At 36.4% G+C, this 14910-nt stretch carries 5 protein-coding genes; all 5 read right to left on the reverse strand.

All coding sequences use genetic code 11. From position 1 onward, the window contains the following. Positions 1–151 precede the first annotated feature (151 nt). Genes E4F24_RS08910 through E4F24_RS08930 form a run of 5 tightly spaced genes read right to left on the reverse strand, consistent with a single transcriptional unit; the run spans position 152 to position 14909 of the window. Positions 152–841 (reverse strand): macro domain-containing protein, encoded by a 690-nt coding sequence (locus tag E4F24_RS08910; protein ID WP_140938345.1) that lies wholly within the window; start codon positions 839–841, stop codon positions 152–154. Next, entirely contained in the window at positions 834–6320 is a 5487-nt protein-coding gene (locus E4F24_RS08915) for a DarT ssDNA thymidine ADP-ribosyltransferase family protein (RefSeq protein WP_140938346.1), read from the reverse strand. Before E4F24_RS08915 ends, E4F24_RS08910 begins: the two co-directional genes overlap by 8 nt. Continuing rightward, entirely contained in the window at positions 6317–9832 is a 3516-nt protein-coding gene (locus tag E4F24_RS08920) for a DEAD/DEAH box helicase (RefSeq protein ID WP_140938347.1), read from the reverse strand. The genes E4F24_RS08915 and E4F24_RS08920 overlap by 4 nt, the downstream gene beginning before the upstream one ends. A gap of 23 nt (positions 9833–9855) precedes the next feature. Beyond that, positions 9856–11955 (reverse strand): Piwi domain-containing protein, encoded by a 2100-nt coding sequence (locus E4F24_RS08925; RefSeq protein ID WP_140938348.1) that lies wholly within the window; start codon positions 11953–11955, stop codon positions 9856–9858. Next, positions 11955–14909 (reverse strand): type I restriction endonuclease subunit R, encoded by a 2955-nt coding sequence (locus E4F24_RS08930; RefSeq protein WP_140938349.1) that lies wholly within the window; start codon positions 14907–14909, stop codon positions 11955–11957. The genes E4F24_RS08925 and E4F24_RS08930 overlap by 1 nt, the downstream gene beginning before the upstream one ends. Position 14910 lies beyond the last annotated feature (1 nt).

Consider the following 14910-nt stretch of genomic DNA (forward strand, 5'->3'; position numbering starts at 1 on the left):
TCTTGCTGTGCGGTGCTGGAAGTGGGTGAATGAAGAGAGTGAGGCACGAACGAACGGAATGAACCTACTGGAAGCACATGGGTGAGGGATGGAATAATCTATTTGGAAATCGTATTTATGGAACCCATTATCATTGAAAATAATGACATCCTTAAAATAAGGTCTTTTGATCATCTGACCCCTTCATAACCAAAGAAAAGCATTTTTCCATTGTCTTAATGCCAATGCCTTTGTATTCTATTAATGAAATCATTGAAGCTACATTTGGATCATTTAGTGCGGCTGTAATTGTGTCTATTTGTTTTTGGGTACGGATGCCAACTTTAGTTTTTAGTGCTATCGATGGGATAGTATTCCATTTTTTCTTGAAGGCAGAAAAGAGATCATCCGGAGAGAATGGGTCGTATTCATAGATTTCGATTGGTATATCAAGGTTAGATAAATATCTTTCCATCATATCTACCACGGTCTTTTTATCTAAACCACCATTATGAGTCCCAAGTAATGGAAAAGCTATAGAAGTTATATTTTGCTTCTTATATGTTGAAGTGAATTTTTCTAAACCTTTTTCCAGGTATTCAAGCCTACTTGGGTATTTCCAATGAAACTTGGTAGGAAAGTTTAAAACCCATGGAGCATTTGACTCACCTTTATAAAGCCAAAGTTTTCCTATACCTATAAGTTCGTTTTTACAATGCTCTTTATAGATGTCAAACATTAGCGGGTATCTTAATTTAAATACTAATGCGATACCCTTGCCCATTACACCAACGCAATTAACCGTATTGACAACTGTCTGAGCTTTAGAATTAAATATGTTACCTTTTTTAAATTCAATCATGGCTTACTAAGGATTGGTGTAGATTAAGAAATAGTGACCAGTATGTAGGTGATAATTGAATAAAGCCTGTATCGGAATCAATTACTTTGCACCCTTCTTGATAATGAAAAAGGGATTCTAAAAACCTAATTCCGCCATCATCTTCAGTATATGCTGCAACATCAGATTGATAGTATATCATATACAACAGACCCAAGTCATGTAATTCTATTTCACAAATAGAAGCAAGTCGACTCAAGTTTGATAAAACTGATTCTAGTGGCATCCTACTTTGCATATACTCTCCAATAAAATCCCCTTCAGATAGTGCAAGAGCGACATTCAAGTCTTCGGCACTAAAAGGTAGTAGATGCCAAACATTTTTAATAATTGACTGGGTGTATCGGTATTGATCGGATTTATCACCTTGACTATTTGCGGCAGGTTTTCCAATATCATGCAGAGCCAGGAAGGTTCTGAATAGATTGTGGTCAATTGGCAATTTGCTATCTCCAAAGTATTTTTCAAAAGCATTCAAAACAATGAGCGTATGTTCCTTTAAAAAATAGTGACGAACTTTTTGAAGGAATGGCTTTTTAAGCTCATTCGATAAATTCATTAAGCCATTTACCAGAAGCCCAGGGTTATCAAAAACTAGGTCTTTTGTATAATCCTTTTTAATATTTGGCAGATTTGAATAGTCGTTATTGGCCTTGACATTGTCGCCTAATGATGTTTCAAGTATGGACCAATCAGTACTTTTGTAACCGTCATGAAATTTAACCGAAATTTTAGCAGTAGGGTCTATTCTTACCTTAATATCTGGATAGGCGTGAATTGTTGATTTAGATAAAAAAAGGATGTTCCCTGATAAATATTCGAAACTATCTTGCTTAGTGCTTTCTAGAATTATTTTGCCATGGTTATGGCCATCTCCTTGGTAATCAGTCCAGACAGTTAATATATCGCCATCAATCTCATATTCTATTTTTTTGTTTTCGTTGTGAAAAACTTGGTGCTCATAATTATCTATGACCACTCTACGAGATAAGTCTGATTCGTTTTTAATAACTTCTAAAAGTTGCCTTTTTGTAGCCCTGTTTGGAACTATAATGGAGTACTTTTTTATATCGCTAAAGTCAAATTCTTCTGGAATGAGAAATTCTTGCTGGGAATAGTTAATATATGTTTGCCAGTTGCCGTCCGATGTGTTTTTAATGGTGCTATAAACATCCATAAAATTAAACTTTGGAAGCATTTGCGAGATTGGGCCTGCGGATGCCCAATTGGTTTGCATGTTACCATTGCTAATGAAGCATTGGTCTCTGTGTTTAAGAATTATCTCCTGTAAGTCAAACTTAAAAAAAACAGGAATTGGGCATTTGGGTAATCCCAATGCTAGCGCCTGTGGAAAATTAGATTTCCAGACTTCAGACCAATTGCCATAATAATCTTTAGTCCATCCATAATATCCACAGTTTATGTCTTTGCCCAACGCCTCATTATAAAACTGTGTCGGAGTTTGAGGGCGAAAATAGAATCTAGCAAAACGATGTGCATCACCTCTGCGAAGCACCACATTTCCTGCAGCATCAGCATGGTCAACGGCCTTATCCCTACTAAGTATTTTATGCGATTTGATTATCTGAAATGCATTTGAAATATGGGTGTAATGATAAACCGAACCTGCCCATGGCGAATCGTCATCTCTAAGTTTAAGATACAGTTGTAATTCAGGAATCGAGTCAATTACTGAATCAATATGTTCTCTAACATCAATTGGAATAGCTGGATTGTCCAAGAGGAAGTAGTAATCCCAGTTATACTTAAAAGCATTTATCAGATCAATTGAAAATGGTATTGCTGTGTTTTTAGAAACGAGAGTCCAATCGAGATATTCCTTGAATGCGGCTAATGTATTTGGCTCTAACTTAATTTTACCGGAAAGAACTTTCCAGTCTAGGTAGTCTTTGAACTCGTTAAGAACTTCAAAAGAAGGAATAAAAGACTTGGATATTGTTACCAAATCCCAACGTAAATAAGACTTGTATTTCCTAAGCAGATCAATATTTGAAAGGTTTAACTTTTCGTGGGAAATTAGCTCTTGCCAATCCCATTCTTCTGCAAATGCATCTAGTAATCTATCATGCTGTGTAAAATCCAGATTGTGATGTTTCGATAACAGTCTCCAATACTCGGAATTAAAGAATTGTGAGTTTGAAATCAGAGTAACTGTTTCCAAGTTTACATGTAATTGACCATTGTGGAGTATTAAATTCCAATCAGAAAAGCCTTTATCAATAAAGAACGTAAGGAGGTTTTTATCGAATATTATGTTTTCGTTTTCACATAAACTGTGTAGGTTCCAATCTTTATTAGCCAGCTGAAGTATTAGGTCATTATCTACCCAACTAAGTTTTGAGATATGCTCCCAATTCCAGCTTTTGTCAGGTAGTGTAAGTAAAATTGACTTCTCTAATTTTAGGCCAGGTGAGGTTGTGAGAACATTGTAATCCCAAGGCTTGTCTGAATTTTTTAAAAGAAATTCAGAATCCAATTGCAGTAATGGGTGTGATGATAAGGCAGGCCAATTCCAATTCTTGTTTATGAATTTCTCAATTAGATCTGTTTCCAGCACCACATCACTACGAGAGGAGATTTCCTGGAAATCAATTTTATCTGAGAAACGATTGAATCGCCTCAAGTCATATAGAATTTCCTTAGTGCCTTTATGGGATTTAGTAAGCAGCGAACTTTGTTTAGAAAGAATAGACCAGTCCCATTCATCTTCAAATTCTGATACCACACGCTCATGCCACGACAAGTTATTGATTGTACTTAACCTTTTGAAGTTCCAATTATCCTTGAAGGCACGTAAATATTCCAATACAAATTCCACCCATTCATTTAGATTCCTGTAAGTGGCTTTATTGTATTGGAAAAATGATGATAATACTCTGTTTTGGGAAAGAACATCCCAATTAATCAAATCAATATGGTTTATCAAAAAGTAATGATCTATTGGAATAAATTGGTTAGCACTAATGTAATTCCAATCCCAGAGGAAAATATCAAACGAAATAGTTTCATCAATGGCTCTCCAAAGAGAATGCACGGATAGCTTTTTTGTTATTTCTGTCCAAGTTTCTTTTATAACGGATTCTGTGCCTTGAGAAATTAGAACGGCTAATGAAGTTAATTTGGTTATGGGTAGAAGATCTTCTTCTTGATATAACTTCTCAATGATAAATGGCCAAAATAGATAATGCGCCAATTCATATTGTAATTCCTCTGATCTCAACTCTTCAGATGTGAGCCTTTCAGTAGTCACTATTTTCCAGTCCCAAGGTAACTCAGGATTTTCAAGAATATATTTTACCGAACACTTACGGGAAAGAGCTGAGTAAATTGAACTTGCTTGATTCAGATCGTATATTTCATCTATAAACTCACCGATTATTTGGTCACAGTCCGATTCTACTTCTTTTTTAAATACTTGATGCCAATTTACCTCAACGGACATATCTTCAAGTGTCCCAACCAAGGGCAACAAAATATTTGCAGAAAGACGGTTGGAAATGACGGAATGAAGTGATTCTTGAGCATCTTTCTCAAGAGACCAATCAATGAAGAATGATAAGTTGTCCGAAATTAGTCGAGGATCAATTCGCTGAATTATTGAGGTGAAATCTAGTTCTGGTTTTAGTTGAGATAAATGTTCAATATTCCAATTAAGATCAACACGATTACTTATTAGATCATATCGCCAATCGAAATTGCTGTTTTCAATTACGATTTGAAGGTTTTCAATTTTTAGAGACACATTGTCAAATGCCCGATCACTTTTTATTTTGGATGCATGTAATTCAAATGAATTTGCCGACCAAATAAAATTGATATTTGCCTCTATGCCAGGAACGAGTTCGGTTCCCCAAAAGAGCACATTGTATTTGTCCAATAAAGCGACTGTCTCAACGCTAAGAAACACTTCATCCTCTGCGCCCAATTTCAGTGTTATTTCTTTCGAACTTGATTCTATAAATTCTAAAATCAGAGGATATTCTATGGAGCTATTGAAACTTTGCTTCGTTTGAATAATTCTTTTCAGAAGTACGTTAATGTCCAGATAGGGACCAATGGTCGCTAAATGTTCTGCAATGAAAGTGAAGGAATATTTTGATGTGATGAAGCTGTAATTCCAAGGAATATCTGGGTTATAGGAAATCAATTCACCTGCTTTTTCCTCCCCCCATGATGTTATTAACGCTAGGTTAAATGGAAAGAACTTTATGTTTTGCTTTAGAAAGTCATAAGAAACCAAAGTTGCCAAATCATCTAGATTACCAAGCTTTTCAAGGGAATCAATAGAGAGAATGACTTCTTCAATTTGATCTTGATTCAATTTGTCAAAGACTAGATCGATATTCCACGGATATTCATTTATGCTATTAATGATAAAATCCGGTGATAACTTGCTGGAAAGTTGGCTCCAATTCCAATAATCAAAATAACGATCAATGTTTTCTGTTAGAATCTTTGAGGGGCAATTCTCAATTATGGCATTCCATACGGATAAGTTGTTTACCTCAGGGTCAGTGAGGATATCCAGAAAGTTCGTATTCCATTCGATTCTATTGTCACAAAGGAATATCGGCCAATCAATAAATTCAATATATGGAGCGATCTCATCAGGTCGAAGGGCATCTGCATTTTGTAAATGATACACCCATTTAAGCCGTAGTAACCATTCGCTTAGAACTTTATAATTTTCAGGAAATGAAATGATATTGTATAATTCAGGAGATGCTATCTTATCAATGGCGATACCAAGATCGTATAGCTCATTACTACGAAAAAGGGAAAGAGTGAGGTCGATGTTTACTTTTTCATATTTTTCAGTTTCAGCATTAACCCAATCAATGTGTAAATCTTGTGATTTTGTGGGATCACCCTTGCAAGATTCTCTTGCTTTAATTAAGTTGAAGTTTTCCTGTTGGTCCGGTAAATCAAATATAAAAGGTTTGACTTCCTTCTCATTAAGAATATCCGATGTGATATTGTATTTATGAAAAGGAAAAGGATTATCTATTGATTCTGAATTGTGTAATAGGTAGAGATCATTCAATTTTATTCCAGCTTCATAAAATAAGAATTTAGACCCCTCATTTATAGCATTTATGCCCCATATGGTTGCTGAAACCCTTATTTCTTCACTTTCATTCTGAATAACCTGTACTAGATGGAAACGCTCTAAAGTTTGTAGTATTCGTGAGAAAATCTCATCCTCAGATTTGTCATAGTACAAATTATTTTCAGGGTCGGATTTTAGTGCAAAACCAAAGTCTAAGCCCATCTCCAAGTAACTACAAGAATTGTCTTTTTGTGTCAGATAGGATAGGACTATGGTATCTAGTTCAGAAAGCACAAATGATTTCCTGTAGAATACTTTATGAAGGCTTTTCCTTATTGCCCAATTTATATTTAGCTCTGCCAATCTCATTTGACAATGTTATTTGAGTTAAAGTCCCGTATAGATCCATAAGAGCTATTTTGGATAGTTTCATATACCCTATTGTAAATGGGGTGCTTACTAAAGTGCTTTGAATTTCCGACAATAATTAAAAGACGTTTGGCTCGGGATAAAGCAACATTAAGCCGATTAGGAAATTCCGCAAATCCCAGGCTGTCTTGTTGTGGATAGCCATCCTCATTAAATAAAGGGTTGTTGAAGTCAGGAACTTGATTTGGATGCTGTGCAATAGAATTACTCCTAACCAATGAGACAATTACTATGTTCCTTTCCATGCCTTGAAACCTATCCACCGGTGAAATTCTTAAAGGCACCTCTGGATATTTCAGTTTCAGTTTTGAAAGTAGGCTTGCTTGCGCACCATAAAAAGTAATAATGCCAATTTGCTTTTCTTCTATTTGCTTTTCAGACCAATGGGAAATGAATTTCTCGTACCCTGGAGATTTTTTAAAATAGCTTAGTAACCAATCAATTGCCTCAACTTCTCCATGATTTACTCTGGATGTACCACTCTTAATCTCAGGCGAAAGTGTATTTAGCCAAATAACATGGGTGCTTTTATTTGCTGTTACACCATGATACCGATTCAATGGGTGGCTTAAATCATCTGAATCTGCAATGTTTTCAGGAATGCCACAATTCAAGCCACCATCTTCAATATAAAATTGCTTAACTGTGTCATTAATGGCAGGGTGCATCCTGTACTGGACATTAAAAGAAGACTTAAGATTGGGATCAATAGCCTTAAATAGCTTTTCAAAGTGAGAAACTGAAAACTCTTCCTTGTTTTGCTTTATAAATTGGACTAGGTTGAAAATCTCATTGCGATTTTTTTCCACTTTAGATTTCCTAGCTGTAATGGATAGATTGTCAATAAATTCATTGGTGTCAACCATAGGTGGTAATTGCCTATGGTCACCAATTACAACAGCCTTTTTCCCGAACAAGCAGGGTAAGGCAAGCTCTGGTGGTGATGCTTTACTTGCTTCGTCTTGAACCACTAAATCAAATTCTATGCTTTTTGATTTTAGCCCTAAAATTGTGTTTCGTGATTTTGAGGAATTAAAGGATTCTAATTCCTTTGGATAACATATGGCAGCATAGTCAGTAAAGAATCTTGTAAATCTATTCTGTGAGTTCAATTTGCCAATAGAACTGCATGTTGCTCCGATAACATTGGCATTCTTAATATAGGTGTCGGAGAAAATTTCACGAATAGTACTATCTGGTTTGCTTAGATAGGATGCCCATCGGGCGGCCCATTCTGTATCGGCCAATTGTTCTCGTTTGCTAGCCCTAGCGGATATAAGGGAAATCCAATCCTCAACAATGTTTTGTTCCGCTACTTCATTTTCAATTTCTGTTTTACCAATAGTCTTCCATTGCTTAATCCCTTCAAGTGAGAACCTTCTGCCTTCTTTATCCAACTTTTCCTCTGAACCAAAACGAATTGGTTTAATAAGTAAATGATTTTTACTCCGGAGTTTATCTAAGGCATTATCTACCGCTAGGTTCGTTTCTGATGTAACCAACACCTTGTAAGGAGCGCCATTTTGCGAATAGTGTGATCGAATGTGCTGCCAAATAAGTTCTGCAATTGCGGTAGATTTCCCTGTGCCAGGTGGTCCTTGAATAACAAAAAAATCTTCTGCCAACAAACACTTTGCAATAGCTTCTTTTTGTCTTTCATTTATGAATGAAGAGAGTAACGATGATTCAATATCCATCAATACATCTTTGTATTCTTGGGTTAGCAGAATGTCACCCGGAAAAGTCGTTGCTTTTGATGCTTCGATCAGAATTTCCTTCAAATTCTTATTAGGAATCACATTCGAAGATGAGGAAAAGATGGTATCAAGTGTATCGGCTAATCTTTTTACCTTATCACGGTCGCCTTTAAGAGTACAACAAACATTGATAGGATCACCTGAATCCAAATTTTCTGGTAAAGTGTCAATGAGCTTGATAAGGAGCTTAGGATAATTCAGTTTTACAACGGTTCCAAATGGAATTGGCTTGTTGGGCTTCCAAATCGAGATTTCTTCACCTTTTAGATAATTGAACTTGTTGTTAATTTCAAAGTCAAATTCTTCAGTTCTAAAGTTGATGTAGTATTTAAGTTTTCCACGTCCTAGATCATCAAATGAAAAATCTATATCCTGGTTATTAAATGCCTTGATTGAATCTGTAATACGTGCCCTTAGTTGATTGACAATTGCTATATCATCAAATGAGCAATAGAATAACAGCTTTTGTTTGTCATTGAAGAATTTCGTTTTAAGAGAAGGTATCTCTTGAAGCTTGGACTCTATTGAATTTAAAGGGCTATCGTAATCAATTCTGATTTTAAAGCCGTGTTGGTCGCCTTTATAGTCAATATCTACTATGCTTAATGAGTTGAGGAACTCAAGCTGCTTGTCTAAATCTTCTGATGTTGCAAAATCAAATCCGAGAGTTTCTTTTTCTGAACTGAAAGAATACTCTTCTGGATCAAGGATATTTTGTAAATAATCGTAAAAAATCGAATGGTCTATCTGAAAAATATGCTGATGCTCTATGTCAAAATTCTCAGCACCAAAATATCTTTCAAAGACTCTTTTGAAATGAAATATTTCATATCGAAGATCGGAGAGGGTGATTGATGCATTAAATACTAGGTGAAAATTATTGTCCTGTGGGTCGGGTAAAATAATTCCAACCTTATCATTGTATTTATCTTCAGATGCGAAATATATATTTCTATTCCTTCTTGTATTAAGGAAAGCGGAAAATGCATCTTCATGAATAGTGAAAATGATACGGTGATGCGATTTCTGATATGCGGTATTCTCAGAAATGAAGGTCAGAGGAGATTCTTTTAAGAAGACATTCTTCAACACCACATTGGCGTTATAACCATGCTTCTCGAAATCTGAAAAGCCAAGCGCATCCTTCAAATAGGTACTTACCAGATCATATTGTTTGGAAATGTAATGTTGACTTGGTTTGACTTTGAAAATTCCCCCTATTGCTGGGAGTCTTGAGAAGTCATTTTTTTCCTGAATAACTTTATCAATCTTCTTTATTTGGCTGAGTGTTGCGAAACATTCACCTTGATTTATTCCGTGAATGCCAATATCTTCTTTTAGCCAGCGAAATGCATCTTTTTTCTCGTGGACAGAGCCTGTAAAGCATGGAGTTTGATCAAATTCTAAATAATTAGCTTCCGCTTCTTCTAGTATTTCTTCGTTTATTTTGGGACTTAAAGTTGAGTCGTAAAGTAAATACCCTGCATTGATATTTATGTCATCTTCATTTATTTCTGGAAACGCTTGACGAATGATTTGGCTAACACTATTTAAAGGATTCTTTTTCTCAATGTCGAATTGAAGCAATCCATCATTATCTGTTTTTCGGAATGAGATAGTGAAAGGTTCGGCATATTGGTTGATGAATACTTCTTGCGCTTTTATAAATGCTTTCCAAGTGTTTATTATTGACATATCTGACTTTCTTAAATCAATATTTACAAAAACCAAAGATTGTCTTTACCGTAATCGGGAATCTCGTTGCCCTCAAAGTATGGTAGCATTTCTGCAACCATTTCAGGATACTTGATTGTTACTGGTAAGTTTTGTTGTCTTACTGATTTCCAGTACATGCGACTGAATTGATAAACTTGATCGATAAGCTCTTTAACCGTTTTGTAATCTTCAACCAATTCAGGATTGGAGCAATTTATTTTGAGCTTTACCGGGAAGGAAAATCCATCATTGTAATTGAACTCTGATGCTGAGTACCTGGTATTGTTGAAAAGCAAAAATCTGTTATAACCTAATTTGATGAATGTGCCACTTACAGGCATCAAATCTTTCCAGTCCAAATCAAAGGCAACAATATCGGAGGATTCCGTTTTGTTGATGGTGACGATAAAGACCGGAATATTCAATTCCAATTCTTTTAGGCCGTTCTCAATCGGTTCGACTTCCTCTCTACTCATATCCTTGTAGAAGTGAATTACAAGTCTTCGGATTCCAGAATTTACATTCACGTAATCTTTAACTGCCCGAATGATTGAGCCTGCCAATTCTTTTGTTTGGTCTTTCTGAAAACATTCAAAGCGGTTGAACTTCCCTGTATTGGAGAAACTGAAAGCACTGCCGATATATTGGATGTCAACTTCTGTGTGCTTGAATGCTCCGACTCCTACAATCAGTTCATTCTTCAGCTTTGTGTCCAACCTCCACGGAGTGCCATTGAGCTTTGCGAGAATGGCAATTGCGATGTTTGGCAAGCTGAAATGATACTTGTCGTTGGTAATCACTTTGTCAGGATCTATCACCTGTGAGGAAACTCCTTTTTTCAATAGTAGCTCTTTCAGCTTATAGTACACCAACCGCTGAGATTTGACTGGAACATTCTTGTTAATTGGGGTAATGTAAATGGCTATGTGCTGAATGTCTGTATCAAAGTCTTTGTCATTGATTTGCTCGTATAATTCCGGCCAAGGGTTATCCCTGTCTTTAAAATAGATTGCAAGTTCTTTATCTGGATGATAAGGTGTATGAATGAACTTTGATAGACCCCTAAAGCCGTTGAGTTTGCCATTAAAGTAGTTGTGAATCTTGGCTGCTACTTCCCTATCATCTTCATGGAGAATGAAAAAGAAATTAATCTTTGATGATGGGCTTAACTCGAAAGGACCATTTTCAGTAATGCCATAGTACGGAACATGGTGTAGCTTTTGATTTCCAAATACGAGTTTGTTGCTGGACTTTTCAATTGAGCCAATTCGGACTTCATCTACAGGAATAAACCCTTTGGAGGATAGCGGAATGATAGCTTTGAACTCGGCTGTATTAAGCTGCTCTCTGTAAAATTTATCAATGGCCGTTTTGAATTTCTTGTATTTGTTCGTCTTGTCTGGGGCTTCTGTTTCCTGATGCAAAGCATCCCTGATTTCAAAATTCCAAACAGGATAAACCTTGTCGTAATTTCTTTTACCATCATCCGGCAATTCATCAAAGCGGTGTAGCCCTTTTTCATAGACCACCCAATTGAATGCTTTTACTGGTACTTCTTCAAATAATTCTGATACAGGTGTTTTGAAAATCTTTGACTTGCCTTCAAATGTGACGAGTAATTCAAGGCTGTTTGAAACTGTCCTGAACTGCACTTTCAAAGAGAAACGGTCAAAAGTTTTGTATATCCCTTCCTTATCTTGTGTATCGCTTGGCAACCAAACTTCTGTATCGCTTACAAAATTGGGTTTGACCAAACATCCTTTTGACTTGAAATGATTATGGATTAGTGAATTGTAGTACCGTTTGAGAATGGGGGGCGATAAAGCGGAATTTGAAACCTGAACGGATTTCTCAATTCCTTCTTCGGTAGCGATTTTCTCATAGGATGGCGTAGTTGGCTTAATGACCGGAATGAACCCTTCTTTTTCTTGGCAAAACGAAGTGTAGTAATGTTCCTGTTCTGCATACTTATCAATAACTTCATCAGGAACCAATGAATGATAAATTCGTGTAGTTCCTTCTTCCTCCTTGTTAGAAAAATAGAAGGTGAGCGAATCGCTCGGGTGATTGAATGTTAGTATGTTGAAACAGTGCTTTGCCATTATTTAGGTCTGTTTTGAAGATTAGATTGTTGATTCCAAATCTTGTCGAATACAAAGTCTAAATACTGGCGTTTGAAGTCTGGGTCGTCCGTGAATTTTTTATACAAGTCGGTGTATTGGAAAATGACGTCCTGCATCAAATCCTCTACCTTTTTATCAGAGGTTATTTTTGCATTTTGTTTGTCGCTGTTCTTTACGGCATTGACAGTAGCTTGATCACGGGCAAAATCTGCAGGCAACTGCTCAAACAGGAAATTCTTTACCTTATCATCATCAGTCCAGTTATCAATACCAAACTTTGTATTAAACTCTTTTAGGATAGCATCCAACTCATTAAAGCCGGGCTCACCTTTTGTTCCTTTCATTACTGGTGGTGTAGGGTCTAATTCTTCATTACCACTTAGTTTGATATTTTCCTGAGTTGTTCGGGTTAGTCTATAACTATCCAAGTCTATTGCTTCCAGAATGCCTTTGGCTAAATCCTCAATTTCATCTGGTTTGATTTTTGGAATCAGGAATTTTAGAAACCAATACAACCTTTCCCAATAGGAATTATTGAAGGAAAGCAGCTTAGAAAGGAAGGCATACATTCTGAAAAAGGATTTCGCCTTTACATAGAAATCAATCTGGGCATCTTCATTCAATTCATTTTTATACTCTGCAACGCACTTATCAATGATTGGGTCTAATTCCTGTCTTTCCGCTTCTTTGAAATACAATTCGGTGAAGTTTACCACATCATCCTGTGAATAGACCTGAGCTTTGTCCAAAGTATCCTGTAGGTCATTTAGTTTGTTTGCATCTGTTTCCTCACTAAGGATAGTGGTAGTATAGAAAGGCTCAAATGCCTTTTTAATATCTTCTGTGGTATTAAAGAAATCCATTACAAATGTGTCTTCTTTGTAAGGTTTGTATGCTCTATTGAGTCTCGATAAGGTTTGTACAGCCTGAACATCCGCTAATTTTTTATCTACATACATGGTATGCAAGAGCGGTTGGTCGAATCCTGTTTGAAACTTATTGGCTACTATCAGAAAGCGGTATTCTTTTTTCTTAAACTCGGTTGGAATGTCATTGCTTGGGAAACCATTTAATCTGGCCTCATCCCAATCTTCTCCCTCTATTTCTTTTGTGCCTGAAAAAGCGACAATGGCTTTGTAGGGTGAGTTTATTTCTTTCAGGTATTCTTTGAAAGCCTGATAGTAAAGAATGGCGTTTTTAATGCTTTTGCAAACAACCATCGCTTTTGCCTGACCATTGATGAGCTTTCTAATATCTGAATGGAAATGGTCTAACATGATTTTAGATTTTTCCATAATGGAGAAAGGATGGCTTTCTACATAAGCACGTAGTTTCTTGTTGGCTTGGCGAGTTTCAAACTCAGGGTTATCTTCAACCGCTTTATCTAATTTGTAATAGGATTGATAAGTGGTGTAATTCTTCAGTACATCGAGAATAAATTCTTCCTCGATGGCTTGCTTCATGGTATAATTATCAAAAGCAATGAATTTACCTTCTGCGGTTTTTTCTCCGAAAGTTTCTAAAGTCTTATTTTTTGGAGTGGCCGTAAATGCAAAGTAGCTACCGTTTTTAAGCATTTTACGGTTCTCAATCAATTCATTGATAATATCTTCGGAAGTAGGGGGCTCTTTTTCTTCACCGTAGGCCTCTTCTTTATCAGAAAGGACCCAATTCATTTTGCTGGCCGTTTCACCACTTTGGCTACTGTGGGCTTCATCAATGATGATTGCAAACTTTTTCGCCTGTAATGTTCCAATTTCATCAATTATGAATGGGAATTTTTGAACTGTGGTTACAATAATTTTCTTCCCATCTTCAAGGGCTTGCTTTAATTGACTGCTACCTTTATCTATGGCTTCAACCACGCTGCTGACCTGAGCAAATTGTTTGATATTATCTCTAATCTGCTTATCTAAAACACGCCTGTCTGTCACCACAATAACACTATCAAAAACGGTCTCAGTATTTTCGCTATCATGTAAACTCACCAACTGGTGTGCTAACCAGGTAATTGAATTTGATTTGCCTGAACCAGCTGAATGCTGAATAAGGTATTTTTGGCCAACACCCTTTTCTTTGGAATGATGCAGTAGCTTTTTTACTGCTCTGAGTTGGTGGTATCTGGGAAAAATGAGTTTGCGTTTGATTTTCCCTGTGTCTTCATCCTTTTCTTCAACAATTTGAGCAAAGTTCTCTACTATGTTGCTCAGGCTTTCCTTCGTTAAAATATCCTTCCATAGGTAATCAGTTTTTAAGCCTTCGGGGTTTACAGGATTACCAGCACCATCATTGTTACCTTTGTTAAAGGGTAGGAAAAAGGTCTTTGTACTATTGAGATGTGTGGTCATGTAAACCAAATCTGCATCTATGGCAAAGTGAACCATACATCTACCAAAGGCAAACAAGGGTTCTTTCGGATCTCGGTCTGTTTGATATTGGCGAATGGCGTGTTTTACATTCTGACCCGTCCATTGGTTCTTTAATTCAAAAGTGCTCAACGGCAAACCATTTACAAATAATATCATGTCTAAAGAGTTGCTATTCTCCAGACTGTAGTACAACTGGCGAGTAACAGAAAAAATATTGCTGCTGTATTGCTTTTGGGCTTTATCGTTAAGCAGTGAGGATGGCTTTTTAAAGTAGAGCTGTACCCTTAAATCCAAATCTTTGACTCCATTGCGCAAAATTTCAATAATTCCTTTCTGACGAATTTGGTCGGAAAGGCGTTTCAAGAATTTGTCCTTGCCTCTTTTGATTATTGTATCGTGGGCATTGGATTGCGTTGCTGCCAAAAACTCGAACAACAGCTTTTCATTAATGCAGAGGTCACGGTCATAGTCGGCACTATAGCTTGCAATAAAACCATTGTGGTTGATTAAATGCTTTTCTATTATCGTTTCTAAGCCCTTTTCTGATGTATCTGTTGTGTGCATT

Source organism: Sphingobacterium lumbrici, from assembly GCF_006476045.1.
Taxonomy (GTDB): Bacteria; Bacteroidota; Bacteroidia; order Sphingobacteriales; family Sphingobacteriaceae; genus Sphingobacterium; species Sphingobacterium lumbrici.